23 protein-coding genes are annotated in these 26,158 nt (G+C 65.1%); 14 read left to right on the top strand and 9 right to left on the bottom strand.

The genetic code is table 11. From position 1 onward, the window contains the following. Positions 1–17 precede the first annotated feature (17 nt). Positions 18–1,259, top strand: a complete 1,242-nt coding sequence (locus D4Q52_RS06225) for an FAD-dependent oxidoreductase (protein WP_119855693.1) — start codon at positions 18–20, stop codon at positions 1,257–1,259. A gap of 14 nt (positions 1,260–1,273) precedes the next feature. Here D4Q52_RS06225 and D4Q52_RS06220 read toward each other — a convergent pair whose 3' ends face one another. Next, positions 1,274–2,107: a helix-turn-helix transcriptional regulator gene (locus tag D4Q52_RS06220; protein ID WP_119855692.1), complete on the bottom strand. Its 834-nt coding sequence runs from the start codon at positions 2,105–2,107 to the stop codon at positions 1,274–1,276. 101 nt (positions 2,108–2,208) lie between these two features. Here D4Q52_RS06220 and D4Q52_RS06215 point away from each other — a divergent pair, with 101 nt between their 5' ends. Further along, on the top strand, positions 2,209–3,135 hold the full coding sequence (locus D4Q52_RS06215; protein ID WP_119855691.1) for an SDR family oxidoreductase: 927 nt from the start codon (positions 2,209–2,211) through the stop codon (positions 3,133–3,135). Between the two features lie 113 nt (positions 3,136–3,248). Here D4Q52_RS06215 and D4Q52_RS06210 read toward each other — a convergent pair whose 3' ends face one another. The 5 genes from D4Q52_RS06210 to D4Q52_RS26725 all read right to left on the bottom strand — a co-directional run bounded on the left by D4Q52_RS06210 (position 3,249) and on the right by D4Q52_RS26725 (position 8,286). After that, positions 3,249–4,697 (bottom strand): DUF6880 family protein, encoded by a 1,449-nt coding sequence (locus tag D4Q52_RS06210; RefSeq protein ID WP_119855690.1) that lies wholly within the window; start codon positions 4,695–4,697, stop codon positions 3,249–3,251. A 2-nt stretch (positions 4,698–4,699) separates the two neighbouring features. Next, on the bottom strand, positions 4,700–4,888 hold the full coding sequence (locus tag D4Q52_RS06205) for a hypothetical protein (RefSeq protein ID WP_119855689.1): 189 nt from the start codon (positions 4,886–4,888) through the stop codon (positions 4,700–4,702). A gap of 236 nt (positions 4,889–5,124) precedes the next feature. Continuing rightward, positions 5,125–5,592 carry a hypothetical protein gene (locus D4Q52_RS06200; RefSeq protein ID WP_119855688.1) on the bottom strand — a complete coding sequence of 156 codons (468 nt, stop codon included), beginning with the start codon at positions 5,590–5,592 and terminating at the stop codon, positions 5,125–5,127. 89 nt (positions 5,593–5,681) lie between these two features. Further along, the gene (parE, locus tag D4Q52_RS06195; RefSeq protein WP_119855687.1) at positions 5,682–7,727 is read right to left on the bottom strand and encodes a DNA topoisomerase IV subunit B; all 2,046 of its coding nucleotides are present in this window, start codon (positions 7,725–7,727) and stop codon (positions 5,682–5,684) included. Further along, a complete protein-coding gene (locus D4Q52_RS26725) occupies positions 7,705–8,286 on the bottom strand; it encodes a cbb3-type cytochrome c oxidase subunit I (RefSeq protein WP_234831097.1) in 582 nt (193 codons plus the stop codon). Before D4Q52_RS26725 ends, parE begins: the two co-directional genes overlap by 23 nt. Positions 8,287–8,585: 299 nt before the next feature. On the opposite strand from D4Q52_RS26725, the gene D4Q52_RS06185 reads away from it, so the two are divergent. Beyond that, positions 8,586–9,116: a DedA family protein gene (locus tag D4Q52_RS06185; RefSeq protein ID WP_119855686.1), complete on the top strand. Its 531-nt coding sequence runs from the start codon at positions 8,586–8,588 to the stop codon at positions 9,114–9,116. A gap of 150 nt (positions 9,117–9,266) precedes the next feature. After that, on the top strand, positions 9,267–10,256 hold the full coding sequence (locus D4Q52_RS06180) for an MBL fold metallo-hydrolase (protein ID WP_119855685.1): 990 nt from the start codon (positions 9,267–9,269) through the stop codon (positions 10,254–10,256). A 177-nt stretch (positions 10,257–10,433) separates the two neighbouring features. Here the strand turns inward: D4Q52_RS06180 and D4Q52_RS06175 are convergent, their stop codons facing one another. From D4Q52_RS06175 to D4Q52_RS06165, 3 genes are all read right to left on the bottom strand, one after another. Further along, positions 10,434–11,354: an alpha/beta fold hydrolase gene (locus D4Q52_RS06175; RefSeq protein WP_234831096.1), complete on the bottom strand. Its 921-nt coding sequence runs from the start codon at positions 11,352–11,354 to the stop codon at positions 10,434–10,436. 63 nt (positions 11,355–11,417) lie between these two features. Then, entirely contained in the window at positions 11,418–11,963 is a 546-nt protein-coding gene (locus D4Q52_RS06170; RefSeq protein ID WP_119855683.1) for a DUF2087 domain-containing protein, read from the bottom strand. A 236-nt stretch (positions 11,964–12,199) separates the two neighbouring features. Then, positions 12,200–13,210 carry an AraC family transcriptional regulator gene (locus D4Q52_RS06165; RefSeq protein WP_119855682.1) on the bottom strand — a complete coding sequence of 337 codons (1,011 nt, stop codon included), beginning with the start codon at positions 13,208–13,210 and terminating at the stop codon, positions 12,200–12,202. A gap of 210 nt (positions 13,211–13,420) precedes the next feature. On the opposite strand from D4Q52_RS06165, the gene D4Q52_RS06160 reads away from it, so the two are divergent. From D4Q52_RS06160 to D4Q52_RS06110, 10 genes are all read left to right on the top strand, one after another. Next, positions 13,421–14,716, top strand: a complete 1,296-nt coding sequence (locus D4Q52_RS06160; protein ID WP_119855681.1) for an ABC transporter substrate-binding protein — start codon at positions 13,421–13,423, stop codon at positions 14,714–14,716. Between the two features lie 16 nt (positions 14,717–14,732). Next, a complete protein-coding gene (locus tag D4Q52_RS06155; protein ID WP_119855680.1) occupies positions 14,733–15,470 on the top strand; it encodes an ABC transporter ATP-binding protein in 738 nt (245 codons plus the stop codon). Further along, the gene (locus D4Q52_RS06150; RefSeq protein ID WP_119855679.1) at positions 15,470–16,210 is read left to right on the top strand and encodes an ABC transporter ATP-binding protein; all 741 of its coding nucleotides are present in this window, start codon (positions 15,470–15,472) and stop codon (positions 16,208–16,210) included. Before D4Q52_RS06155 ends, D4Q52_RS06150 begins: the two co-directional genes overlap by 1 nt. Then, positions 16,210–17,091 (top strand): branched-chain amino acid ABC transporter permease, encoded by an 882-nt coding sequence (locus D4Q52_RS06145; protein ID WP_119855678.1) that lies wholly within the window; start codon positions 16,210–16,212, stop codon positions 17,089–17,091. Before D4Q52_RS06150 ends, D4Q52_RS06145 begins: the two co-directional genes overlap by 1 nt. 2 nt (positions 17,092–17,093) lie before the next feature. Next, the gene (locus D4Q52_RS06140; RefSeq protein WP_119855677.1) at positions 17,094–18,743 is read left to right on the top strand and encodes a branched-chain amino acid ABC transporter permease; all 1,650 of its coding nucleotides are present in this window, start codon (positions 17,094–17,096) and stop codon (positions 18,741–18,743) included. A gap of 37 nt (positions 18,744–18,780) precedes the next feature. Continuing rightward, complete coding sequence (locus D4Q52_RS06135) at positions 18,781–21,099, top strand: N,N-dimethylformamidase beta subunit family domain-containing protein (protein ID WP_119855676.1); 2,319 nt, start codon at positions 18,781–18,783, stop codon at positions 21,097–21,099. 289 nt (positions 21,100–21,388) lie between these two features. Continuing rightward, complete coding sequence (locus D4Q52_RS06125) at positions 21,389–22,057, top strand: FMN-binding negative transcriptional regulator (protein WP_119855674.1); 669 nt, start codon at positions 21,389–21,391, stop codon at positions 22,055–22,057. 11 nt (positions 22,058–22,068) lie between these two features. Beyond that, a complete protein-coding gene (gene argC / locus D4Q52_RS06120; RefSeq protein ID WP_119855857.1) occupies positions 22,069–23,055 on the top strand; it encodes an N-acetyl-gamma-glutamyl-phosphate reductase in 987 nt (328 codons plus the stop codon). Between the two features lie 8 nt (positions 23,056–23,063). Further along, positions 23,064–23,666, top strand: coding sequence for a class I SAM-dependent methyltransferase (locus D4Q52_RS06115; protein ID WP_119855673.1), 603 nt, complete (start codon positions 23,064–23,066; stop codon positions 23,664–23,666). 239 nt (positions 23,667–23,905) lie between these two features. Next, positions 23,906–25,723, top strand: coding sequence for a B12-binding domain-containing radical SAM protein (locus D4Q52_RS06110; RefSeq protein WP_119855672.1), 1,818 nt, complete (start codon positions 23,906–23,908; stop codon positions 25,721–25,723). Positions 25,724–26,158 lie beyond the last annotated feature (435 nt).

Raw genomic sequence — 26,158 nt, 5'->3', positions numbered from 1 at the left:
AGGAGACGAAGGACGCCATGAACGAAGCTTCTTCGTCTCACTCAAGCGGACGCATCTTGCAAGCCCGTTGCTGCATCGTTGGCGGCGGACCGGCTGGGATGATGCTGGGCTATCTGCTCGGCCGCGCCGGCATCGACACGATCGTGCTGGAGAAGCACGCTGACTTTCTGCGCGATTTTCGCGGCGACACCGTGCATCCGTCGACCATGCGGGTGCTCGACGATCTCGGGCTGCTGCAGCAATTTCTACAACGACCGCATCAGGAGCTCAGCCGCATTGGCGGCGATTTCGGCGGCACCTATCTGCGCGTGGCCGATTTCGGCCGGCTCGACGTGCCGGCGCGCTTCATCGCGATGATGCCGCAATGGGAGTTTCTCGATTTTCTCGCCGAGCAGGGCGCCAAGCTGCCGTCGCTACGGCTGCTGCGGCGGACCGAGGCCACGGACCTCATTCGCGACGGCGACAGGATCGCCGGCGTGATCGCGCGGTCGCCGGACGGCGAACTCCGGATCGAGGCCGATCTCGTCATCGGCTGTGACGGCCGCCATTCGGTAGTGCGGCGCTGTGCCGGGCTCGAGGTCGAGGACATCGGCGCGCCGATCGACGTGCTGTGGTTTCGCATCGGCCGCGCGCAGCAGGCGCTGGCTCCGGCGTTTTTGCACGCCGCCGAGGGCGGCTTCCTTGTCACCATCGATCGCGGCGATTACTGGCAATGCGCCTTTGTCATCGCCAAGGGGCAGGCGGACGCCGTGAAGGCGCGCGGCCTTGACGCGTTTCGCGAACGCATCGTCGACATCGTGCCGGCGCTGCGCCCGCATATCGCCGATGTGGGTAGTTGGGACGACGTCAAGCTGCTGACCGTGACGATCGACCGGCTCAAGCGCTGGGCGCGGCCCGGTCTGTTGTGCATCGGCGACGCCGCGCACGCGATGTCGCCGGTCGGCGGCGTCGGCATCAATCTGGCGATCGCCGATGCGGTCGCGACCGCCAATCTGCTGGCTGAAAAGCTGCAGCGCGGCGGGGTGACGCTGGCAGACCTCGGCGCCGTGCAGGCGCGCCGGCTGCTGCCGGTGAGGATCATTCAGGGCGCGCAGGTCGCGGTGCAGGACCGCATCATCAACCCGGCGCTGAAGGGCAAGCCGACGCCGCCGGCGCTGCTGCGGCTGGTCGATGCCGTGCCGTGGCTGCAGCGGTTTCCTGCGATGCTGATCGGGCTGGGCGTGCGGGCCGAGCGGGTGCGCTCGCCGCAGGCGCCGTAATGCAAACGACCTGATCAGTCCGCCTTCGCCTCGATCAGCTCACGCACGCGCTGGGCAACCTGCGGCGTGGCCGGATTGTAGACGATCATGCCGAGGTCGGGTCGGCCTTCGACTGCGAAGGACGAGAACTCGAGGTCGAGACGGCCGGCCTCGGGGTGGGTGATGCATTTGACGCCTTCGCCGTGCGCGACCACGTCGTTGTTCTGCCACAACGCCGCGAATTCGGCGCTGAGCAAACACAACTCATCGACCAGCCGCGTGACTTCATCGGTGTCGGCGGCGCCGGCGCGGGCAACGTCGGCGCGGAAGGCGCCGACCACGAAGCGCGCCACGCTGCTCCAATCCTCGCGCCGCACGCGTTTGCGCGCGGTCCCGAACATCAGGCGCAGGATATTGCGCTGCTCGCGCGGCAGCTGGCCATAGTCGGTGAGCAGCGCAGCGGCCGCCTTGTTCCAGCCGAGCACGTCCCAGGTCGCGGTCTTGATGATGGCCGGGCTGAACGGCATGGCGTCGAGCACGCGCTGCAGCCGCGGCGTGATGCCGTCGGCCGGCGTGTAGCGCACTTCCGGCGGCCGGCCGAGGCCGAGCATGAACAAATGCGCGCGCTCAGGCTCGGTTAGCATCAGGCCCTTGGCGATGCGATCGAGCACCGCGGCGGATGGTGCGCCGCCGCGGCCTTGTTCGAGCCAGGTGTACCAGGTGGCGCTGATATTGGCGCGCTGCGCGACTTCCTCCCGCCGCAGCCCGGGCGTGCGACGTCGGCCGCCGGCAAAGCCAAGCACCGCGGGATCGAGCCGGGTGCGGCGACTGCGCAGATACGACCCAAGGGCGTTGTGGTCACCGGCCATGTGCGAGCCTGTTGAGACTTATACCAGGATAATGTCACGACTTTAACAGGACGAAGCATAGCGCGAAATTCGCGGAAGACGCAAAAACACAGAGGGTTTCGATGCGTGTATTTCTGACTGGTGCGACCGGTTTCGTCGGATCGCATGTGCTGAAAGAATTGCTTGCCGCTGGCCACCAGGTGATCGGGCTGACCCGCTCCGACGCGGGCGAGCGTTGGCTGGCCGAGGCGGGGGCCAGCCCGTATCGCGGCACGCTCGAAGACGCCGGTAGCCTCGCGCGCGGCGCCCAGCGGGCCGATGCGGTGATCCACACGGCGTTCGACCACGACTTCTCGCGCTATCTCGACAATTGCGCCAAGGACGCGCGCGTGATCGGCGCACTGGCGGAGGTGCTGAAAGGTTCGACCCGGCCGCTGATCATCACATCGGCGACTGGCATCGGTGCCAGGGGAGCAGGACAGTCGGCTGTGGAGGACGTGGTGGATTGGAGCCACGCGCTGCCACGCATCGCCAGCGAGCGCGCCGGGGCGGAGGCGGCCGACAAGGGCGTCTCGGTCGCGGTGGTGCGGCTGCCGCAGGTGCACGACACCGAGCGGCAGGGCCTGATCTCACCGCTGATCGACGTCAGCCGCGCCAAAGGCGTCTCGGCCTATGTGGGCGACGGCAGCAACCGCTGGCCGGCGGTGCATATCGATGACGCGGCGCGGCTGTATCGGTTGGCGCTCGACCATCACCAGGCCGGCGCCCGCTATCATGCGGTGGCCGAAGAAGGCATCAGCCTGCGCCGGATCTCAGAGACCATCGGAGCGGGGCTCGGGGTGCCGGTGGTCGCCTTGACGGCGAGGGAGGCCGCCGCTCATTTCGCCTGGCTGGCTCCGTTCATGACGATGGATATGCTGGCCTCCAGCGCCTGGACCCGAAGCCGGCTCGACTGGACGCCGGCCGGTCCGGATTTAATTACGGATCTGAAAGCCATGAATTATCGATCGCCGCGCGAAGCTTCGGAGCCTGTGGGGCAGAGCGCATGACTTTTCAGGATGGGCTCGATCCGCCGGCGGCCGTGGCCATCTCGGGTGACTGTGCTGTGATCGAATAAGTCATTCGAATGAATGATCGCGCGCAGCCGCAGGGCAGCATCGGCTTAGTCCGCCGCGAGCAGGCTCCAGAAGCTTGCTTTGCGGCCGTGCTCCGAGCGCAGGCGAAGCTTGTAGGTGACGTGATTGTCGAAGTCAGCGAAATCGCTGATGCCTGCAGCAAGGCTTTCACATTCCAGCAAATGGCGGGCAGCGTGACGATAGCGCGCTGTTCGATCTTGCTTGAGGGTGAAATCGATCATCGCGCGCAACGCCAGCGTTGCCGCCAGCGGATGTTTGCCGGCGAGCGCGTCGGCGGCGGGCGACAGGATCTCGTAGATGTTGCCGTCGAGCTTGCCGGCGTGCCGGATGATGAACCGTGCGGCGCGCTCATGGGCGGGCCAGGATAGCAGAAACGCCAGGGCCCGGATTGGGTGCTGATATGTTTCGACGTGATCGAGCGCCCGGCGTTCGGCTTCCACGTCTTCGAAATCCGGCAGGCGCTGCAGATACGCGCGCAAATGTTCCGAACTGAGGCTGCGCTCGAAGCACGACCAGCGCGCTGCCTGGGCTTCGTCATCGCGGCCGAGCGCGTCCAGCGCATCGATCCGCGTATCATCCCAGTCGACGACGCGCAGATCCGGCCGGCGATGTTGGGCGGCATCGAGAATGCTGAGCGCATCCGCCGGGCGATTGGCCGCGATCAGTCGTTGCGCGATCTCGGTGGCGACGCCGGGAGACTTGCGTTGGATCTCGTCGAATTGCGCGACGTAGGAGTCGACGTCGCCGCGCACATCGGCGATCTGCAGCAAGGCGTTGCGGATGATGCTCGCGCGATTAGTCAGTTCAAACTCGTCTTGGTAGATCGGACCTTCCAGGCTGTACCCGATCACCTCGCGATTTCTCTTGGCGGGGGTCTTGACGGGAGCTTTGGCGAGGTCCTTGAACCGCGCTTCGAGATGGGCAAGACCCGAGGCGCCCAGCGAGGGGGCAATCGTCTCGATCAACCTGCCGTAGGGACCGTAGCTTTTCTGTTGCAGGGCTTCGAAGGCCCGATTGGCCAGCACGGCGGGCTCGAGCTTGGCCGCCGCGGCGAGCGGTCCGAGATCCTCGCTGGCTTGCGTGAACACGTCGCCCACGAGATCGTCTCGATCGGTGCAACGATAGACCACTTCGGTTGCCATATCGGTGAACTGCCACATCAAGCTCAGTGCTTCGGCGGCATCGACCTTTGCAATCCGCTCAACGATGGTACGGCGTTGGCGGTCGAGCTCGGAAGCGAGCTGGCGGGCCTGTCGCGTATCGAGCGGTGAGGTGGCGCGCCCGATCTGGCCGAGTCGCTTGCGAACCTCCGCAGCGAGGGCGTCGGGATTCTTGTGGGCGGTCAACTCCAGTCGCAGGCGCCGCTTGATCGCCGCATCGTCGGCCGCGATCTCCATCAAGAGCGCCGCCAATCGCCGCGCGCCGAGGCCAGCCAGCGTCTCGGCACTCAGCGTCTTCTTCGACGGCGTCGCCAATCTCACACCTTGCGCGAGATCAGGATCAGCAGCAGCCCGCCGAATGCGGTCGAGGCGCCGTACCACATCCATTGCGACTGGTTGATCATGAAGCTCTGCGCCGGCCACTGAATCAGCCCGGCGCCCTGGCCGGTCCAGATCAGCCCCATGACGACGGCCAGCAGGCCGATGATGAGAAACAGGGTGCGCATGGGGCGATTAGGCACAGTTTCGCTGGCTTGTTCAAGCAGGATCAAAGCTGCTTATGGCGGAAACGTAGGACAATGCGAGCTGAGTACCGCACCTTAACAGCAGTCGTCATTGCGAGCGCAGCGAAGCAATCCAGGCTGTGCGCGGGGCTCTGGATTGCTTCGCGTAGCCTGCACTCGGACGGCGCGAAGCGCCGATCCGGGTGCTCGCAATGACGGAGGGCTTGTGGTGGCGGCTGTCAGCGCAGCGACCGGCTCACCCGCGTGACAACCGCATCCCATTTGCGTTTTTCGCTGGCCGGGTAGTTCATCAGCACGCAGTGCATCGCGCCGGCGGCGCGGTTGCAGCGATTGTACCAGATCCGGCCGTCGCGAACGCTGGAGACGACGAAGAACCGCGGCGTCACGCGGCGGTAAATGATCCCGGACGGCGGATTGCGCGCTGCAAGAAACGCCGAGGGAGACAAGCCGCGCTCGTTGGGGATCGCCTGCACGGTGAGATCGGCGCGACCGTCAGCGCTGGCAAAGCGTCGGCCGGCGCCGTCCGTCGCAGGACCCGCGTCCTCGCTGAAGATCGCCCGCGGAACGTCAGCCGCGGCGGAGTTGGCGGCGACGTTGTAGCGTTGCCAGTCGAGAGGAGCTTGGGCCGCTGCGGGCGTGGCGGCGAGCAGGGCGAAAGTGGTCAGGGCCAGCGCGGTGCGCCACATGGCGTTCTCCCGAATTGCGAGACCACCATCCAACGCTTCGTTCGCAGAGAGGTTGCAGAGCTGCGTTAAGCAGCAGCGCCGCTCGCCAACTACACGTCGAGCATTTCCTCGCTGGCAAACTCCGCCTTGTCGCTGATGAACGCAAACCTCGCTTCGGCCTTGGTGCCCATCAGGCGCTCGACGGAGTCGGCGGTACCTTCGCGGTCGTCGGGAAGCAGCACGACGCGGAGCAGGGTGCGCTTGGCCGGATCCATCGTGGTATCCTTGAGCTGCGCCGGCATCATCTCGCCGAGGCCTTTGAAACGGCCGACATCGACCTTGGCGTTGGCGTTGAATTCCTTCTTCAGCAGCTCGGCCTTGTGGGCGTCGTCGCGGGCGTACACCGTCTTGGCGCCATGGGTCAGGCGATACAGCGGCGGCACCGCAAGATAGAGGTGGCCCTCGTCGATCAGCTTCGGCATCTGCCGATAGAAGAAGGTGATCAGCAGCGAGGCGATGTGGGCGCCGTCGACGTCGGCGTCGGTCATGATGATGATGCGCGCGTAGCGCAGGTCTTCCTCGCGATAGTTCACCCCGGTGCCGGCGCCGAGCGCCTGGATCAGGTCGGACAGTTGGGCGTTCGCCACCACCTTGTCCTTGCCGGCCGAGGCGACGTTGAGGATCTTGCCGCGCAACGGGAGCACAGCTTGCGTCTTGCGGTCGCGCGCCTGCTTGGCGCTGCCGCCGGCCGAGTCGCCTTCGACGATGAACAGTTCGGAGCCTTCGGCCGCGGTCGAGGTGCAGTCGGCCAGCTTGCCGGGCAGCCGCAGCTTCTTCACCGCGGTCTTGCGCGAGATTTCCTTTTCCTGCCGGCGACGCAGCCGCTCCTCGGCGCGCTCGATGACGAAGTCCAGGAGCTTGTTGGCCTGCACCGGGTTGCCGGACAGCCAGTGGTCGAACGGGTCCTTGATGGCTTGTTCGACAATCTTCTGGGCCTCGGCGGTGGCGAGGCGGTCCTTGGTCTGGCCCTGGAATTCGGGTTCGCGGACGAATACCGAGAGCATCACCGCGGCGCCGACCATGACGTCTTCGGAGGTGATCAAAGCGCCGCGCTTGCCCTGGCCGACGCGTTCGGCGTGGTCCTTGAGGCCGCGGAGCAGGGCGCTGCGCATGCCGGCTTCATGGGTGCCGCCGTCCGGCGTCGGCACCGTGTTGGTATAAGACGACATGAAGCCGTCCGCGTCCGCGGTCCACGCCACCGCCCATTCGCAGGCGCCATGGGCGCCGTTGCGGCCGCTCTTGCCGGCGAAAATGTCGGGATGCACCAGCGTGTCGGTGTGGATCGCGGCTGCCAGAAAATCCTTGAGGCCGCCGGGGAAGTGGAATTCATCCTCGGCCGGGACGTCCTCGATGCCCTTGAGCAGTTCGGGATCGCATTTCCAGCGGATCTTGACGCCGCCGAACAGGTACGCCTTCGACCGCGCCATCTTGAACAGACGCTGCGGCTTGAACGCCGCCTTGGCGCCGAAGATGTCGGTGTCGGGCTTGAAGCGGACGCGGGTACCGCGGCGGTTGGTGATCTTGCCGAGATTCTCCAGCTTGCCCTGCGGAATGCCGCGCGCGAACACCATGCGGCTGAGCTGCTGATTGCGCGCGACTTCCACTTCAAGACGCGACGACAACGCATTGACGACGCTGACGCCGACGCCGTGCAGACCGCCCGACGTCTCGTACACCTTGCTGTCGAACTTGCCGCCGGCGTGCAGCGTGCACATGATCACCTCGAGCGCCGACTTCTTCGGAAATTTCGGATGCGGATCAACCGGAATGCCACGGCCGTTGTCGGAGACGGTGAGGAAGCCGTCGGCGCCGAGCTCGACCTCGATGAAGGTGGCGTGGCCGGCCAGCGCCTCGTCCATCGAGTTGTCGATGACCTCGGCGAACAGATGGTGCAGCGCCTTCTCGTCGGTGCCGCCGATATACATTCCGGGACGGCGGCGGACTGGTTCAAGCCCTTCGAGCACCTCGATGTCGGCGGCGGTGTAGCCGTCCTCGGCACCAGCCGGCTTGGCCGGCGGCCGCGGGGCGGCGACTTTGGGGGCCGCGCCGAACAGGTCGGGTTTCGATTTCGAGCTAGCCTTTAATGCCTTGGCCATGAGTCTGAGAGTCTGTCCTGAGGTCCTGCCGGCGCCCTGCGCCGGACGAATCGCTGTGCTGCACTATGCCATGGAAGGGCTGGGAATGTGACGCCGGGTGCGGGCCGTGGCGCCGGTCGGTCGGATGCGGATGTCGCAGCGGTCGCGCTTCGGCCCGGGCGGTACGGATCACGATAATCCCAAACAGCGCTACAGCCGCGGTCACGACCAGTGAGCCGACGACCGGAACGGGCATATAGGCCGGACCCTGCGTAATGGAAAGGGCGATGCCGAGCGGGAACAACACCGCGCCGACGATGTGCAGCCCACCTTGGATCCGGGGCAGGCGACCAGCGGCGGCTCCTGGAACCAGCCGATAATACAGCCCAAACAGGAACAACATCACGCCGCCGATCAGGTTGAGATGGGCGTGGGCCGGCCCAAGCGTGAAATCGTGCTGGATGCCCATGACGATGCCACCGAGCATCCCGAGCAGAAACAGCGCCACGCTGGCGCACATCATCACAGATCCAATCATCGTCAGTCCTTTGGGAAAGGCGGGACGCAGCGATCGCTGCACGCGATCTTGATCCGCCGTGAGGCTACCGAGGTACCTGCGTTGGCCGCGCGTTGCGGCAAAAGGTTCAACGAAAATCCGGCAGGCTCATCGACGGCAATTGCAGGCGCAGCGCCAAAACCTTGCAATGTGGCACCAGCCGCAGCGCCGGGGCGTTGCCGCATTCAGGCCGATCCGGTCTGGTCTATCGACTATCCCGGGCAATCGGCCACGGGGCGAAGCGCTTGCCCGCCGGGCGCCGGCCGTGCGATGCGACAGGCGTGTGAACCCGCCCGCTGGGGACGCCCGCAGGTCAAAGGACAATGGAAGAAGCATTTCGCGGCCTCATCGAGTTTGTGCGCGAGCACCAGGCCTGGGCCGCGCCGGTGGTTCTGGCGCTGGCGTTCGGGGAGTCGCTCGCCTTCATCTCGCTGGTGGTTCCGGCCTGGGGTGCGCTGGTGGCAATCGGCGCGCTGGTCGGTGCTTCGGGCATCAGCTTCTGGCCGGTGTGGGTCGCCGGCGCGGTCGGCGCCGCGCTGGGCGACTGGCTGTCGTACTGGTTCGGCTATCGCTACAAGGACAACGTTGCCCAGATCTGGCCGCTGTCGAAGTTCCCGGGGCTGCTGATCCGCGGCGAGGACTTCGTGCAGAAATGGGGTGTCCCGAGCATCTTCATTGGCCGCTTTTTCGGACCGCTGCGCGCCTCGGTGCCGCTGGCGGCCGGCATCTTCGAGATGCCGTATTGGCAGTTCCAGATCGCCAACGTGCTATCGGCGTTCGTGTGGTCGGCGGTTTTGCTGCTGTTCGGCGACGCGCTGTCGATCGGCGCCAGCTGGCTGGTGCGGTCGATTTGAACGAGCGGAATAGTGCGGTTCGGGCGGGGTTGGTGTCGGAAGCCTTTAGTCCTGGCGCGGGGCGTGGACCGACTGCCGTTTGATGCGATCTCGTCACCGGACTCGGGCTACACTGCCGACTGCCACAATCCCACCCAATGAGGACACGCCATGGATCTGACCCGCCGTCACGCGCTCACTGCCGCTGCTGCTCTGGCCGCTACGCCGCTGTTGCGCACCGGACCCGCCGAGGCCGCCGCGCCGCTCGCCGACAAGCAGGCGCCGAGCTTCTATCGCTACAAGGTCGGCGACGCCCAGGTGAACGTGATTTCCGACGGCGCCAACACGTTCCCGCTGCCGGACGGCTTCGTGCTCAACGCCAAGAAGGACGAGGTCAACGCCGCGCTCGAGCAGGCCTTCATGCCGAAGGACAAGATGACCATCAACTTCGCCCCGCTGGCGATCAACACCGGTGGCAAGCTGGTGGTGGTCGACACCGGCAACGGGCCGGGCGCGTTCGCCTCCAGCAAGGGCAATGTCGGCCAGTTCGCCAGCAACATGGCAGCTGCTGGGCTCGATCCGAAAGCGGTCGACATCGTGGTGATCTCGCACTTCCATGGCGACCACATCAACGGCCTGCTGACCGCCGACAACCAGCCGGCGTTCCCGAATGCCGAGGTGCTGGTGCCGGCCGCGGAGTGGAAGTACTTCATGGACGATGGCGAGATGAGCCGCGCCTCCGGCGAGCGGATGCAGGGCGTATTCAAGAACGCCCGTCGGGTGTTCGAAGCCGGCCTGCAGAAGAAGGTCAAGCCGTACGAATGGGGCAAGGACGTTGCGCCGGGCCTGCTCGCGGTCGAAGCAACGGGCCATACGCCGGGCCATACCTCGTTCGTGCTGTCGTCCGGCACCGACAAGGTGTTCATCCAGTCCGACGTCACCAACCACCCGGCGTTGTTCGTCGCCAATCCGGGCTGGCACCTGATGTTCGACCAGGACCCGGCCCAGGCCGAAACTACCCGACGCAAGGTCTACGATATGCTGGTCGCCGACAAGATGCGCGTCCAGGGCTTCCACTATCCGTTCCCGGCCAACGGCTACGTGCAGAAGGACGGCAGCGGCTATCGTTTGGTGCCGGCGCCGTGGAGCCCGGTGATCTGAGGCGCGCGACTTAACCTCTCCCCGCGTGCGGGGAGAGGTCGACCGGCGAAGCCGGGCGGGTGAGGCGGCGTCTCCGCGTGGCCGAGAGCTCGTGACCCGCGGCCTGCCCCTCACCCCAACCCTCTCCCCGCAAGAGCGGGGCGAGGGAGTTCGCTGCCGGTGCGGTTGCGGCTTCGCTCAATGATCGATCTTTAAACTCGGCACTCCGTTTTTGAGCGGATATCTTACGCAGCACCGCGCTCCGAACTCGCTCACCCGCTCTCGCACCTCCTCGAGATGCGTGAACAGGCTGACGTGTTCGCCGGCCTCGATCGCCAGCAATTCGCCGTGCGGCGCGTCGTGGGCGACGCGTGCGGCGTGGGAGAACGGCACGACCGCATCGCCCGTGCCGTGGATGACCAGCAGCGGTGTTGCCAAAGCTGATACGTCGATCGCCTGCATTTGCGCGAAGTAAGCTGTATCGCTCAGCGTGCCGGGCAGGCGCTCGGCCATTCGGCTGAACACGCTCGCCTGCAACTCGCGCAGCATCGCGCCGGCGACCGGATCGGCCAGCGTCCTTGTGCGCAACACCGGATCGCGGATCGAGCGGCGCGCGGATGTCGCCGGGTTGCGCAGCGCCGCCCAGCGCAGCAGCGCGACCAGCGGCGGCAGGCGGGCGATCAGTCGCATCATCGGCAACCGGGCGCGGACCTGCTCGGGCACGTCAAGCGTGCCGGTGCAGCAGGAGACCAGCACAACGCCGGCGCAACGCGCCGGATGGCGCAGCGCGAAGTGCAAAGCAGAGGGGCCGCCGGCCGAAACGGCGATGATCGTCGCCGTCTCGATATTGAGCGCATCGAGCAGCGCCGCGTAGAGGTCGGCCTGCGCCTCCGGCGTTGCGCCGCTGGTTTGCGGCGTGCCGAGATAGCCCGGCCGCGACAGCGCCAGCACGCGAGGCGGCGGATCGTCGCCGAGTGCGGCACGGGCGAGCAGGCTGCTCTGGTCGCAGCCGCCCATGCCGCCGTGCAAAGCGAGCACGACCGGGCCGGCGCCGCGATCGATCAATTCGATCGGGCCCCGATAAGTGGAAACAACGATGGCGGGCGGGGATGCGCGCATGGCCGCGCGCCCGCCGGATGCGGGAGCATTCATGATTGCCTCTTCAGAAAAGCGCGGGCGGCGTCAGGCGGCGAGGCGCGGGGCGAGGTGGCGGATCAGCGCTACGGCCTCGGCCGGTGGCCGTTGCTCGATGCGGCGATAGACGCGGCCGTCGGGCGTCCGCGTCATCAGGCCGTGGTCGCACAGCGCGCGGCGCAGCAGCGCGTGGTCGCCGAAGCTGTGATGGCCGGCGAGCAGCGCTGCGAGTTGCTTCTCGCTCAGCTCCCGGCCACGCGGTATCCGCGACCACAGCACCCACAGCCCGAGCTCGGCGTGGCTCGCCTTCGACGGCCAGCGCAGCAGACTGCCCGCGGCATCGAAGTGCCGCGCAACACGCTCGATGTGCTGATGATCGATCACGGGCGCCGGCTCGGGCGCGCGTGCCAGACGATCGCCGGCTGCGTGCTGGGCGCGGAAATGCTGGAAATTGCGGAAGCCGGCCGATCGCGCCAGCAGGTTCAGCATCTCGACATGGCCGAGCTTGTGGCCCTGCGCGTCGAGTTCGCGATTGAGCGCGCGCGCCAGCGCGGACACATCCTGGGCGGAGTAGGGGAAAACAGTGCGGGTCATGACCTCATCCTCGATCGTGCCGAACGGATAAGTCGATGGTCGCTGACTTTCGACGCGGCACGGGACAAGTGTCTGCCGATCAAGACGTAGAGGCAGGTTTAGCTCCCCTCGCGGGGCAGCGACGCCTTGGTGAACTGCCGACCAGTCCGCGGGAAATACACTTGCGGTGGTGTTTTTGCAAGCAGGGCGTGCAGCGCGGACGCGAGGAGCTTCCCGCTACGAAAGTGACATCGCGTTCACCGAGTGGTGCCGCCAGGGATCTGGATGTCGGTATTTTCGGACGGAGCGCTCTCGTCCGCAAGCTGGCCGGATTGACGGGGAGTCAGTCCAAAGCGCCGGCGGTAACAGGTCGAGAAGTAGGATTGGCTGGTGAAGCCGCACTCGTAGGCGACCTGGCCGAGATTGACGTGGCTGGCCCCGCCATGCTGCAAGATCAGTTGCCGCGCACGCTGCAGCCTCAGTTCCAACAGCCGCTGACCGAACGAAGTACCGTGATAGTGAAAGATCTTGTGCAGGTAGCGCACCGAGATCTTGTGTTCGCGGGCCGCCTGATCGGGAGACAGCTCGTGATCCGACAGATTGCGGTGCAGGTAGCTGTTGAGCCGATTGTAGAGCGAGGAGGCGAGCGTCTCGCGGACAAAGGAGCGGTCCTGCGGCGACTCGCGCAGATCCAGCATTAGGCAGATCAGCTCGATCACCGAGTGCTGCAGCCGGTCGGCGTGTTCGCCGGGCGGCAGGTTGAGTAGTTGTCGTCCGAGTGTCGCCACAACCGGGACGAGTTGGGGATTGGCGATGTTCATCGACGCGCACAGCCCGTCGATGCCCTTCACCCGATCGATCAGCAGGCTGCGGTCCACCTTGATGGTGATGTTTTCCGATCCGTCCGGAACGTCGATGACGTAATCTTCAGCAGAGTTGAGGAGAAACACGGCGCCCGGCATCACCATGCCGGTGCGACCGCGTTGTTCGAACTGGAGCCCCTTCCGGGTTGGAAACAGGAACACGAAGTCCTCGGAGCCGTCGATCTTGGCGGATTCCTTCCGCCTGATCACACGCTGCGCATCCGCCCTGAAATTGGACAACCCCATCGAGCCAAACTGAACGTCGATCAACTCGCCGACTACGCGATCGTCGTGGCGGGCCTGAATATCAAGCCGATAATACACTTCAGCCATCGCCTGGCGCCAGGCGGCGATGCTTTCCGACCCGGAGAGCGAGGCGGTCGAATAGTGGTTCCTCTGACTCATCGCGGCGACCTCGTTGGAGCGGGAGCTTTCCGAGCAACGCAAGAAGTATGCCGTGGGCCGTTAGTTGTTGTGCCACGCCGCAGTTAGCAGTGCACTGGAATTGTAGAGACAGTGCTTTCCAGTGAAAGACCAAAATTTGATCAGCTACCTAGGATGAGACCGTCTTTCGACACAGAGCGTCCGGGGGACGTTCATCATGGAGAGGTCTTAATGGTCGGCAAGGTCTCACGTCGCAAACTGCTGCAACTTGCGTCAGCCGGCACGGCTGCTGCTGCATTTCCAGCCCCTTTCGTCTCCGGCGTCACGCGCGCGGCGTCGGCCGATCCGATCCTGCTCGGCGTCCCGACCGCTCAAACCGCCCAGGCGGGCGTCGCTGATCACCAGGACTATCTCAACGGAACCACGCTGGCCCTTGAAGAAATCAACGCCGCAGGAGGCGTGCTCGGGCGCCAGATCAAGGCTGTCGTGGTCGATATCGATCCACTCTCGCCCGAAAGCGGGCAGGTGGCAATCAACAAGCTGATCGACGCCAAGGTGCACGCGATGTCCTGCGCCTTCGTGTTCACGCCGATCCCGGTCGCGGACGTTTCGGCCCGCTACAAGGCGCCATTCCTGTGGGGACTGACGCAGCGCAACATGACCGACCTGGTCGTCAAGGAGCCCGACAAATACTCCCACGTGTTCCAGACGGACCCGTCCGAAGTGCACTATGGACATACGTTCCCGGTGTTTCTGAAGGCGATGAAGGATCAGGGGACGTGGAAGCCCCTGAACAACGGCGTGCATATCGTTCAGGAGCAGATCGCCTACAACCAGACGATCTCCAAAGCGCTGCAGGCGTCGCTGCCCAAGAGTGAGTTCAAGCTCGCGGGTATCACCGACATCCAGTATCCGGTCCAGGATTGGGGCCCGGTGATCCAGGAGATCAAGAAGATCGGGGCCGGGGCGGTGATGATCGATCACTGGGTCGCGGCCGAATACGCGGCCTTCGTCAAGCAATACAGCGCCGATCCGCTGAAGGGCGCGTTGGTGTATCTGCAATACGGCCCATCGCAGCCGGAGTTCCTCGAACTGTCCGGTCCCGCCGCCGAAGGCTTCGTGTGGAGCACCGTGCTCGGCGTCTATGCCGATGAAAAAGGCAAGGCGTTCCGCGCCAAGTACAAGAAGCGTTTTCCCGGCATCATGGGGCTTTGCTACACCGGCAACGGCTACGACACGACTTATTATTTCAAGGCGGCCTGGGAGGCGGTCGGCGATCCGTCGAATTTCAAGGGCGTCAGCGACTGGATCCGCAAGAACTCCTATCGCGGGGTGTGCGGCTTCATGAGCATGGACAATCCCTACCAGGAATGCGCGCACTATCCCGACACGGGCGATGCGATCGGCGCGGCCGAGCTGGAGAAGGGCATGGCCCAGCTGTTCTTCCAGGTCCAGAACAACGAGCACAAGATCATCTATCCGGACGTGCTCGTCGAGAACAAGCTGCAGAAGGCGCCGTGGTGGTAACGCCGGGTCGATGACGATGGCGGCTTCGGCAATTTTCTCCTGCGACCGGATCACGCTCGATCTCGGTGGCCGGTCGATCCTGCGCGATATCTCGCTCGACGTGAAGCCGGGCGAGGTGATGGGGATCATCGGGCCGAACGGCGCCGGCAAGACCAGCCTGTTCGAGGTGCTGTCCGGCCGAATTTCGCCGAAGAGCGGCACGGTGACTTACGACGGTCAGGACGTGACTCCGCTTCCGCTGCATCGGCGGGCGCGGCTCGGCATCGGCCGCACCTATCAGACGCCGATCGTGCCGGAGGACATGACCGTCGCGCAGGTGTTGAAAGCCGCCCGGCAGGCCTACCGGCCTTATCTCACGCCTGACGACGCCGAGTGGGGCGCGGGGCTGGTCGGCTTTCGGATTCCCGGTGGGATGATGGCGGATCGCCTCGACACACTCAACCGCCGCAAGCTGCTGATGACCTGCCTGCTGATGCGCCGCCCATCGGTGCTGCTGATGGACGAGCCGGCCGCCGGACTGATCAACTCCGAGATCGACGAACTCGACGACATCATGCGCGTCCTGGCCAAGGAGCTGAACATTGCGATCGTGCTGATCGAGCACCGCATGGAATTGCTGGATACGATCGCCGATCGCGTCCTGGTGATGGATGCCGGCGAGACGATCGCCGAGGGGCGGCTCTCGGAGATCCTGCTGAATCCCCGTGTCAAGGCAGCGTACTTCGAAACCGAGACGAGCGGAGGGATGCACTGATGGCTGCACCCGAAGCCGGTTCGGCGCGTCCTGCGGTCCTGGACGTCAAGGGACTCTCCGCAGGGTGGGGGCCGATGCGCGTGATCCACGACCTCGACCTGACCGTGTTCGCCGGTGAGCGTATCGGCCTCGTCGGTCTCAATGGGCACGGCAAGTCGACGCTGTTTCAGGCGATCGCCGGACTGACCGGCTGGCAGCGCGGCTCGATCAAGCTCAACGGCTTCGAGGTCGGTCGCACCCGCAGCCAGGGGCCGGGGCGCTACACCCATCTCATCGTCCGCCGCGGCCTGGCGCTGATCCCGCAGGGCGACGAGATCTTCCACGGCCTGACGGTGGAGGAGCATCTCGACAGCGGCGCTTTCACCAAGCGGGCCTGGGCCGAACGCGGGCTGCGCAAGAAGCGCATTCTGCAGATCTTCCCGCCGCTCGAGAAGCTGATGAAGACCCCGGTCGGGCGCCTGTCGGGCGGCGAGCGTCGCATGGTGTCGATCGGCCGTGGCCTGATGTCCGATGCCGAATTGTTTCTCGTCGACGAGCCCTCGCTCGGGCTCGCCCCGAAGATCGGCCGCGCCGTGGTGGAAGCCCTGATGGCGGTCGAACTCGGCGGCTCGGCGATGGTGATCGCCGAACAGAACGTCGCGCTGCTCGAAGGCAGCGTCGACCGCATCATCGGCATGCACGCCGGCAAGCTGAAGGGCGAGGCTTCGACATCCAAGAGCCTGTCGATGGAGCGCAACTGATGAACTGGGGTTTCATCGTCACCAACGCGATCACGCTGGCCTGCATCTACGGCACGCTGGCGATCGGCATCTCCGTCACCTGGTCGAGCCTTGGCCTCGTCAACATGGCGTACGGCTTCATCTTCGCGCTGTCCGGCTACGGCGCGTGGTTGGCGAGTGTGTATATCGGCCCTTACCCGGTGGTCGTGATGGCTGCCGGAATCCTGACAGGCGCGTTCGGCGGGTTGCTCGTCTGCCTGATTGCTTTCATCCCGATCCACGACAAGCCGAATTTCCCGCTCCGCGCGCTGATCGCCACGCTGGCGATCAGCCTGGTCGGAAACCAGATCCTGCTGTGGTGGTTCGGCCCCCGGGCGAAATCCCTGCCGCGGCTGTTCGGCAACTGGAACGCTGATATTTTCGGCGTGGTGGTGACGTCCGACAAGCTCGGCGCCTCGGTTTCGGCGATCGTGCTGCTCACCCTGATCCTGCTGTGGATGCGGTCGAGCCGGCGCGGCCTCGAAATTCGCGCCATGATGATGAATCCGCACGCCGCCTCGATCGTCGGCATCGGCGTGCGCCGGACCAGCATCTATGTGATGGCTCTGACCGGGTCGCTCGCCGGCCTGGCGGCTGTGCTGCTGGCGCAGACCTATTACGTCGCGCCGTTCAGCGGCATCACGCCCATGATCAAGGGGCTCAGCATTGCACTGGTCGGGGGCCTCGGCAGCATTCCCGGTGCGGTGATCGGCGCGATCATGCTGGGCGTCAACGAGTCGCTGACCTCGACATTCCTCGGCGGGCAATACGTCCTGATCACCCAGTTTTTGCTCATCATCGTGGTTCTTTTGATCCGCCCGCGCGGGATCTCCGGAATTCTCGACAAGGCGCGCGAGGCATGACGATGGCCGACACGACCGCCCCGATGTGGATCGATCCCACCGACTCCCAGCATCCCGAGACCCCGGCGCGCGAGGTGGTGACCAACCCGCATCTGTCGCATCAGGTGACGTGGGACGAGACGACGCGATTCCGGCCCAAGATGTATCCGGTCGGCCGGCTGCGCTATTACTACAAATGGCCCGGCCACGGCGGCGCGCTGTGGACCCGGACGCGCTATTGGCCGACACGCCGGCGCGTACTGAACATCCACGGCGAGTACAATCCGAAGACGATGCGCCGCGAGAAGACCATCGTCGACAAGCGGCCGATCTGGTGGACGCTGGCGCTGGCGGCGTTCTTCATCATGCCGCTGTTCGTGCCGGTCAGCTCCTACAATACGGTGATGTCGGCGGCCTCGGTGTTCGCCATCTATGCGGCGATCAACCTGTGCTGGATGCTTGTGGTCGGCACGGCCGGCATCTTCTCGCTCGCCACCTATGCGGTGGTCGGCGCGGCCGCTTATGGCACCACCTATATGGCGATCATGCTCGGCCTGCCGTGGTGGCTGCTGCCGCTCGCGGGTGCGCTGATCGGTCTGGCCTTCGGGCTTCTGATCGCGCTGCCCGCGATGCGGCTCGACGGCTTCTACTACGCCTTGCTGACGCTCGGCGTCGTCGAACTGTGCCGAGTCTATGTGGTGCAGTCGCGCCAGTTCGGCTCGGCGACCGGCGGCCTCTATGGCGCGCCGAGCTATTTGCCGACATGGCTGTCGCAATCCAACCGCTTGCTGGTCGGCTACTACGTCGCGCTGCTCGTCATGATCCTCGGGCTGTTCCTGTATCGCTTCGTCGACGGCAAGCGGCTCGGCCGGCTGCTGCGGATGGCGCAGGAGAAGAAGGAGGGCTTCGCGCAGGCCTGCGGGGTCGATTTCATCCGCGCCCGCATCATGGTGTTCCTGATCTCGTCGGCGGCGCTCGGCTTCATCGGCGGCTTTTACGCGACCCATTTCGGCGGCGCCTCGCCGAACCTGTTCTCGTTCGACACGCTGCTGCTGTCGCTGGCGATGCTGGTGATCGGCGGCATCGGGCGCGCCGAAGGCGCTGTCGCCGGCACGCTGATCGTGGTGTTCATCGATCGTGTGCTGATCGATCTCGGGCCGCTGCGCTTCGTACTGATCGGCGCGATCATGCTCGGCGTGGTGCTGTTTCTGCGTGGCGGCATCTTCGGCGTCAAATCGCAGTTCCGTGCCTGGCGCGACAAGAAGAAGAGCGAGCGGCGATCAACCCGAGCCGAGAAAGGGGGCGAGATGTTGCCCGAAGAAGCCACCGAGGTCGAAGACAAGGATCAGGTCTATTTCCGCCGTTTCGACAAGATGCAGCGCGACTTCCTCAAGCGCCTGGTGTCGGACGCGGTGATCGCCGAGCACAAGTCCAAGCCGCTCGGCCAGCACAGCGAAGCGCTCGAACGCCTGCTGATCTATTTCCGCCGCCAGGGCCAGATCGACAAATACGCCATCATGGTGCTGGAGGAATTCAAGGCCTATCGCATCGTCGCGTTGTCCGGCCATCGCGGCACGGCGCCGCGCATGGTCGAGGACCGCAACTACGAGACGCCCGACGAAGCCTATCACGCGCTGTTCCTGCGCCGCGTGCAAGACCTGCTCGAAACCTGAAGACCCGTCAGTTCAGTCGCCGGAGAAGCTCACCACCATGGCCGAGAAGAAGATATTCGGATACGCGGACAAGATTTCGGTCAAGCCCGGCGACGACATCTCGTTCTACGTACATGCCGACGGCACCGATGTCGTCGATGCACAACTGGTCCGCCTGATCCATGGCGACGCGCATCCCGCCGGTCCGGGCTACAAGGAGGAGGAGATCGCCTCCGACGCCAATGGGGTATGGAAAGTCCGCAAGCAGTTCACCCAGGTCGGCTCGTTCCTGACCGTGGCAGACCCCGAGCGGCGTCTGGCTTTGAACGGCAGCTTCAGCCTGTGCACGTTCATCCATGCCAACAGCCCGGGCGGCGGCCGCCGGCAATGTCTGCTCGGCCGGTGGGATGCGTTCGGCAACCGGGGCTATGGGTTATGGCTCAATCCGGACGGCTTCCTTGAGTTCGGCTTCGGCGATGGCGGCGAGGTCGATTATCTCGATGCCGAAGTGCCGATTCTGAAGAACAATTGGTACTTCGTGGCGGCGACGTTCGATGCCAAGACCGGCGTTGCGACGCTGTACCAGGAAGGTGTGGCCACCAGGTACAATTCGCTGCTCAGCAAGGTCGCCAATGTCGATTTCCGATCGCACGTCCGCGAGACGCTGCGCTTCCGGCCGGCCAATCCGCCGGAACTGCCATTCCTTCTGGCCGGCGCGCGCGATCATCACACGCTGCGCGGCGACTTCGTCACCCAGTGCCTGAACGGCAAGCTGGATCGTCCCTCCGTGTTCGACCGCGTGCTGACGCGCGCCGAGCTGGACAGCTACCGCGACAGCGGCATGCCGCCGCAGAACGGATTGCTGGCGTTCTGGGACACCACGCAGGGCTACACCGAGCACGGCATCGGTGACGAGGTGATCGATGCAGGGCCTTACGGTCTGCATGCCGCCGGTTACAACCGGCCCGTTCGGGCTCAGACAGGCTTCAATTGGCAGGGCAAAGACGATTGTTTCCGGCTCGCGCCGCAACAATATGGCGGCATCGAGTTTCACGACGACGCCATCATCGACTGCAAATGGGAGCTGACGAGGTCGATCAAGGTCCCCGACGTCAAGAGCGGCGCCTACGCGTTTCGTCTGCGGACCGGCGACGCAAAGGGAATGCGCGAGGAATACATCGTGTTCTTCGTCCGCCCGCTCAAGCCGAAAGCGCCGATCCTGTTTCTGGTGCCAACCGGAAGCTATCTGGCCTATGCCAACGAGCATCTCAGCTTCGACGCCGAGATCATGCAGCCGCTCGCCGGTCAGTCGCCAATTCTGTCGGAGGTCGATATTGAGCTCTATCAGACCGCGGAATTCGGCTTGTCGCTATACGATCATCACGCCGACGGGGCAGGGGTCTGCTACAGCACCTATCGGCGGCCGATCCTGAACATGCGTCCCAAGGCCCGCATGTCATCAATGGGCGTGACGTGGCAGTTCCCCGCCGATCTGTCGATCATCGCCTGGCTCGACCACATGGGCTACGATTACGAGATCACCACCGATGAGGATCTGCACCGCGACGGCGTCGACGCGCTGAAGCCCTATAGCGTGGTGCTGAGCGGCACCCATCCGGAATACACTTCGGAGAAGATGCTGGACGCGACCGAGGATTACATCGCGGCGGGAGGTCGCTTCATCTATCTCGGCGGCAACGGCTTTTACTGGAATGTCGGCTACCACAGTGAAGATCCGTGGTGCATGGAGGTGCGCAAGTTGAACTCCGGGATGCGGGCGTGGCAGGCGCGGCCGGGCGAGTATTACATGGCGACAACGGGCCAGAAGAGCGGGCTTTGGAAAGACCTCGGCCGCCCCCCGCAAAAAGTGTTCGGCGTCGGCTTCATCTCGGAAGGGTTCGACTCGGCGCGTCCGTTCCGCCGGATGCCGGATAGCTGGCATCGCCGTGCGTCGTGGATCATGGACGGGATCGAGGGCGAGATCATCGGCGATTTCGGCCTGGCTCAGGGGGCTGCGGGCGGTATCGAGATCGATCGCTACGATCTGACGCTCGGCACGCCGCCGCACTCGCTGATCGTTGCGTCGTCGGGCGGGCACAGCGACAATTATCAGACCGTGGTGGAGGAGGTGCTCTATCCTTATCCCGGCCTGTCCGGATCGCACGATTATCGCGTGCGCGCCGACATGGTGTACTTCACGGCGCCGAACGACGGCGCGGTGTTCTCCACCGGGTCGATCGCGTTCAGCCAGTCGCTGCCGTATCGAAATTTCGACAACAACGTCTCGCGCCTGCTCGGCAATGTGGTCACGGCATTCAGCAAGCCCGGCAAGCTACCCGGCTGGGCATGGTCGGCCGAGGAGAAGCAGTGGCGCTGAGACGGGGGGCGACCAGGAGCGCCGCCGGCCGTTGGGTGGCCGCGCTTTTCGCATAGCCGTGCATCCGGCGTCATGCTTGACGCTGCTTGGTTCTCAATCTATCAACCGTTCCATGATCAACGCCGCGACCATCGTCAAAGCCACGCGCCGCCGCATTCTCGCGGTAGGAGCGGCTGTTCGCGTCTGACAGCGTTGCCCCTGCCGCCGGTTTCGGTCCGCGGCAGGTTGATCTTCCCCATCCAAGCGCGAACTGATCCCGGCGGCTCCGCCTTCAACCAGGAGCCAAGCCATGTACGTGCCGCCCGCCTTCAAGCCCGATCGATCCGCCTGCCTTGCCTTCGCGGCGGCGCGCGGTTTCGGTCTTGTCTGCGCTCATGACGGCCGCAAGCCGGTGGCGTCGCCGCTGCCGTTCGCGATCGACTATTCCAGCGACGGCACGCCGCTGCTGTCGTTCCACGTCGCGCGCGGCAATCCGCTCGCCGCGCTGGCTGACAGCCGCACGCCATGGCTGATGGCGGTGAGCGGGCCGGGCGCCTATGTATCGGCGGACTGGTACGCCTCGCCCGATCAGGTGCCGACCTGGCTGTATCAGAGCGTGCATCTGACCGGCCCGGCGGCGGTGATGTCGGAAGCGGAACGCGATGCGCATCTTGACGAGGTCAGCGCGGTCTTCGAAAGCTCGCTGGCGCCGAAGCCGCCATGGCGCGCGTCGAAAATGACGGCCGGACGACTGAGCGCGATGAAGAAGGCGATCGTGGGCGTGATGATGCGGGTGGATGGCGTCGAGGGCAGCTTCAAGCTGAACCAGCACAAATCCGACGCCGATCACATGGCCGTCGCAAATGCACTGGCGGCGCAGCCGGATCCCGCTTCGCAGGCGATCGCCGCGCAGATGATCGCGCTGCGGCCGCAACTCGATTACAACTCCGCGGCGAAGGTCGCCGAGCTGGCCTTGTGAAGGAACCGAAGATGACCCTGACGGACACCACGACCACCAAAGCCGCCGCCAGCAAACCGGCCGTGTTCATCGACGGCGCCGCCGGCACCACTGGACTGGGTATCCGCGAGCGGCTGGCCCGTGACGGCCAAGTGGTCGTGAAGGATATCGCCGAGGACAAGCGCAAGGATCCGGCCGCCAAGCGCGCGCTGATGGCTGAGGTCGACCTCGTCATCCTGTGCCTGCCGGACGACGCCGCGAAGGAGACCGTCGCGGTGATCGACGGCATGGGCGGCGACGCGCCGAAGGTTCTCGACGCCTCGACGGCGTTCCGCGTCGCGCCAGACTGGGTCTATGGCTTCGCCGAGCTGGCGCCGGACCAGGCCGACAACATCCGAAACGCGCGAAAGGTCTCCAACCCGGGCTGCTATCCGACCGGGTCGATCGCGCTGCTGCGGCCGCTGGTCGATGCCGGCCTGATCCTGACCGACTACCCGATCTCGATCAACGCCGTCAGCGGCTATTCGGGCGGCGGCAAGTCGATGATCGCGGCTTATGAAGCCGGCACCGCGCCGGCGTTCGAATTGTATGGCCTCGGCCTTGCGCACAAGCATCTGGCGGAGACGCAGAAGTACGCGAACCTGACGCGGCGGCCGATCTTCATTCCCTCGGTCGGCAATTTCCGCCAGGGCATGCTGGTGTCGGTGCCGCTGCATCTCGATACGCTGCCGGGCAAGCCGTCGGTCGCCGATCTGCATGCGGCGCTCACCAAGCGCTACGCCGGCAGCGCCTATGTGTTGGTGGCGCCGCTCGACAGCGCCGCCAACGCCGGTGGCCGGATCGAGCCGGAGGCGCTGAACGAAACCAACAACCTCGAGCTCTACGTGTTCGGCAGCGACGCGCAGCATCAGGCCGTGCTGGTGGCGCGGCTCGACAATCTCGGCAAGGGGGCGTCGGGAGCGGCGGTGCAGAACCTGCGCCTGATGTTGGGGTTGCCGGACGGCGGCCGCATCGACTAAGCGGGCGCATGACCGACGCTTTCGATGATGCCACGCTGCGGTTCTACCGCGGCAACGCCGCTGCCTATGCCGAGCGCAAGCCGGCCGGCGGCACCCTGGCGCGCTTTCTTGGCGAGATGCCCGCGGGCGGCCGAATTCTCGAGCTCGGCTGCGGTGCCGGCCATCACGCCGAGGCGATGCTGGCGGCCGGCTTCGACGTCGACGCGACCGATGGCTCGCCCGAAATGGCAGCCGAAGCGTCGCGGCGGCTCGGGCGGCCGGCGCGCACGTTGCTGTTTCATCAGCTCGATGCGGATGCGGCCTATGACGGCGTCTGGGCCTATGCCTGCCTGTTGCACGTGCCGCGCGACGAACTCGGCGGCGTGCTCGGGCGAATTCATCGCGCGCTGAAGCCGGGTGGGCTGTTCTATGCCAGCTTCAAATCCGGCGAGGCCGAAGGCCGCGACAAGCTCGCGCGCTACTACAACTACCCGTCCGAAGACTGGCTCCGCGCTCGCTATGCCGAAGCGGGCCCTTGGACTGCGCTGACGGTCGAGCGCAGTGAAGGCAAGGGCTTCGATCAGGAGCTGGCCAGCTTCCTCCATGTCTCGGCACGGAAACCGGCCGCCTGATGCTTCGGTGCCTAGTGGTACCTAGTTAGTAGCGGTCGGGCCGTCGAATTGTGTCGAATTGTACAGCGATATCCCGTTCGCGCACGCGGTGTAGCTCGAATGACCGTTTGCGACGAAGTCGCAGCGAATAGTTGCGGGTTTGTCCTCAAGTTAGCTTGATACCAGCGGCCCTGCCGCGCCAACCTGTCGGTGATCGGCTGGACGTCCGGTCGCGGTGATGGATGGCGAGGGGAAGTGCCATGAGCGGGGAGCTACAAGCGCGCAGGCCGGATGCCGGGCCACGCGCCGCCAAGCGATTTCAGGTCGCGCTGATCAAGCCGTCGCACTACGACGACGAGGGTTACGTCATCCAATGGGTACGTTCGTTCATCCCGTCGAACTCATTGGCGGTGGTGTACAGTCTGGTCGAGGACTCGCGGCAGCGCAAAGCGCTCGGCGACGCGGTCGATATCGACATCACCGCTGCTGATGAAATCAACACCCGCACCCGCCCATCCAGGATCATCGAACGCTTCCGCGCGCATGACTTCTTCGGACTGGTGTTCCTGGTCGGCGTTCAGTCGAACCAGTTTCCACGGGCGCTGGATATCGCGCGGCCGCTCCGGGCGGCCGGGGTGCCGGTGGCGATCGGCGGCTTTCATGTGTCCGGCTGCGTTGCGATGCTGCCGGGCATCCAGAAAGACTTGCAGGAGGCGCTCGATCTCGGCGTCACCCTGTACGCTGGCGAGCTGGAAGGCCGCTGCGACAACCTGCTGCGCGATGCTGCGGCCGGCATGCTGAAGCCGATGTACGACTACCTGCCTGACCTGCCGGCGCTTGAGGGCGCGCCGACGCCGCTGCTGCCGCGCCAATATCTCAAGGGCACGTTCAGCCTGCAGACCTCGTTCGACGCCGGGCGCGGCTGTCCGTATCAGTGTTCGTTCTGCACCATCATCAACGTGCAGGGCCGCAAGTCACGCGGGCGCAGCGCGGACGATATCGAGCGGCTGGTGCGCGCCAACATGGCGCAGGGCGTCAACTGGTTCTTCATGACGGACGACAACTTCGCCCGCAACAAGGATTGGGAGTTGATCCTTGACCGGCTGGCGGCGCTGCGCCAGGAATTCGCCGCGACCGGGCAGAAGGATATCAAGCTGGTGATCCAGGTCGACACGCTGTGTCACAAGATCGACGGCTTCATCGAGAAGGCCCGTGCGGCCGGGGTGGTGCGGACGTTTCTCGGACTGGAAAGTATTAACCCCGAAAACCTGGCATCGGCGAAAAAGCGGCAGAACAAGATCACCGAATATCGCCAGATGCTGCTGGCGTGGAAGCAGGCCGGGGTGATCACCTACGCCGGCTACATTCTCGGCTTCCCGCACGACACGCCGGAGAGCATCGCCGAGGACATCGCGATCATCCAGAAGGAATTGCCGCTCGACATCCTCGAATTCTTCTGCCTGACGCCGCTGCCGGGCTCGGAGGATCACCAGCGGCTGTTCAATGAGGGCGCGCCGATGGATGCCGATCTCAACCGCTTCGACATCGAGCACGCCGTAACGGAGCATCCGCGGATGAGCCGGGACGAGTGGCAAGGCACGTATTTCAAGGCGTGGGATCTGTACTACTCGGCCGACCACATCGAACGGCTGCTGCGCCGCGCGGCGGCGACCGGCGGCGGCGTGTCGCGGCTGGCGTCGATGATCTTCCTGTTCTCGTCGATGGTGAAGATCGAGCGCGTGCATCCGCTGCAGGGCGGCATCCTGCGGCTGAAGTATCGGCGCGATCGCCGGTCGACGTTGCCGGTGGAATCGCCGTGGCTGTTCTATCCGAAGCTGGTGTTCGGCACCGCCTTCAAGCTCGGCCAGAATTTGCGGCACTGGCTGTGGATCGATGGCCTACGCCGCAAGATCCTCAGCGATCCCGATCGCGCCAGCTACATCGACACCGCGATCACGGCGGTCGATGAACACGATGTCGAAGAGCTCCAGTTATTCACCCACAGCCAGGCCGCCCACGACGCCGTCGAACATATCCGCAAGGTGGAAAAGCTGACACACGTGAAGTCGGTGGCGTAGGGCGCACGCTCCGCGCGTCTCGAGATTCCGGGTTCGCGGGCTACGCCCACGCCCCGAATGACTCGTGGAGAGGGCGAGCGCTCAGTTCGACTCCGCTGTCGTCTCTGCCGCCAAAAGCACGAACGCTTCCGTCCGCTTGCCCCACCCACCGTCATTCCGGGGCGCGCGGCGAAGCCGTGCGAACCCGGAATCTCGCAATTGTGGAAACCTTCAGCAGTGCCCCGCAACTCGAGATTCCGGGTTCGCGGGCTACGCCCACGCCGCGGAATGACTCGCGGAGAGGGCGCGCTCAGTTCGACTCCGCTGTCGTCTCTGCCGCCAAAAGCACGAACGCTTCCGCCCGCTTGCCCCACCCACCGTCATGTATGGACGGCCCCCTCTCGGCAAGAGCATTTTGGTGTTTCGGCAAATGAATCGGGGTGCGGTCATGTATAC

The sequence above is a fragment of the Rhodopseudomonas palustris genome (genome assembly GCF_003591005.1).
Lineage (GTDB): Bacteria > Pseudomonadota > Alphaproteobacteria > Rhizobiales > Xanthobacteraceae > Rhodopseudomonas > Rhodopseudomonas palustris_K.
The sequence above is the reverse complement of the archived record's forward strand: the minus strand, read 5'-3'. Positions and strand labels throughout refer to the sequence as shown.

What these genes read in the sequence shown, in the direction of transcription:
- D4Q52_RS06225 (WP_119855693.1), top strand. Translation starts at nt 18, where the DNA reads ATGAACGAAGCTTCTTCGTCTCACTCAAGCGGACGCATCTTGCAAGCC.
- D4Q52_RS06220 (WP_119855692.1), bottom strand. Translation starts at nt 2,107, where the DNA reads ATGGCCGGTGACCACAACGCCCTTGGGTCGTATCTGCGCAGTCGCCGC.
- D4Q52_RS06215 (WP_119855691.1), top strand. Translation starts at nt 2,209, where the DNA reads ATGCGTGTATTTCTGACTGGTGCGACCGGTTTCGTCGGATCGCATGTG.
- D4Q52_RS06205 (WP_119855689.1), bottom strand. Translation starts at nt 4,888, where the DNA reads ATGCGCACCCTGTTTCTCATCATCGGCCTGCTGGCCGTCGTCATGGGG.
- D4Q52_RS06200 (WP_119855688.1), bottom strand. Translation starts at nt 5,592, where the DNA reads ATGTGGCGCACCGCGCTGGCCCTGACCACTTTCGCCCTGCTCGCCGCC.
- parE (WP_119855687.1), bottom strand. Translation starts at nt 7,727, where the DNA reads ATGGCCAAGGCATTAAAGGCTAGCTCGAAATCGAAACCCGACCTGTTC.
- D4Q52_RS06185 (WP_119855686.1), top strand. Translation starts at nt 8,586, where the DNA reads ATGGAAGAAGCATTTCGCGGCCTCATCGAGTTTGTGCGCGAGCACCAG.
- D4Q52_RS06180 (WP_119855685.1), top strand. Translation starts at nt 9,267, where the DNA reads ATGGATCTGACCCGCCGTCACGCGCTCACTGCCGCTGCTGCTCTGGCC.
- D4Q52_RS06175 (WP_234831096.1), bottom strand. Translation starts at nt 11,354, where the DNA reads ATGCGCGCATCCCCGCCCGCCATCGTTGTTTCCACTTATCGGGGCCCG.
- D4Q52_RS06170 (WP_119855683.1), bottom strand. Translation starts at nt 11,963, where the DNA reads ATGACCCGCACTGTTTTCCCCTACTCCGCCCAGGATGTGTCCGCGCTG.
- D4Q52_RS06165 (WP_119855682.1), bottom strand. Translation starts at nt 13,210, where the DNA reads ATGAGTCAGAGGAACCACTATTCGACCGCCTCGCTCTCCGGGTCGGAA.
- D4Q52_RS06160 (WP_119855681.1), top strand. Translation starts at nt 13,421, where the DNA reads ATGGTCGGCAAGGTCTCACGTCGCAAACTGCTGCAACTTGCGTCAGCC.
- D4Q52_RS06155 (WP_119855680.1), top strand. Translation starts at nt 14,733, where the DNA reads ATGGCGGCTTCGGCAATTTTCTCCTGCGACCGGATCACGCTCGATCTC.
- D4Q52_RS06150 (WP_119855679.1), top strand. Translation starts at nt 15,470, where the DNA reads ATGGCTGCACCCGAAGCCGGTTCGGCGCGTCCTGCGGTCCTGGACGTC.
- D4Q52_RS06145 (WP_119855678.1), top strand. Translation starts at nt 16,210, where the DNA reads ATGAACTGGGGTTTCATCGTCACCAACGCGATCACGCTGGCCTGCATC.
- D4Q52_RS06140 (WP_119855677.1), top strand. Translation starts at nt 17,094, where the DNA reads ATGGCCGACACGACCGCCCCGATGTGGATCGATCCCACCGACTCCCAG.
- D4Q52_RS06135 (WP_119855676.1), top strand. Translation starts at nt 18,781, where the DNA reads ATGGCCGAGAAGAAGATATTCGGATACGCGGACAAGATTTCGGTCAAG.
- D4Q52_RS06125 (WP_119855674.1), top strand. Translation starts at nt 21,389, where the DNA reads ATGTACGTGCCGCCCGCCTTCAAGCCCGATCGATCCGCCTGCCTTGCC.
- argC (WP_119855857.1), top strand. Translation starts at nt 22,069, where the DNA reads ATGACCCTGACGGACACCACGACCACCAAAGCCGCCGCCAGCAAACCG.
- D4Q52_RS06115 (WP_119855673.1), top strand. Translation starts at nt 23,064, where the DNA reads ATGACCGACGCTTTCGATGATGCCACGCTGCGGTTCTACCGCGGCAAC.
- D4Q52_RS06110 (WP_119855672.1), top strand. Translation starts at nt 23,906, where the DNA reads ATGAGCGGGGAGCTACAAGCGCGCAGGCCGGATGCCGGGCCACGCGCC.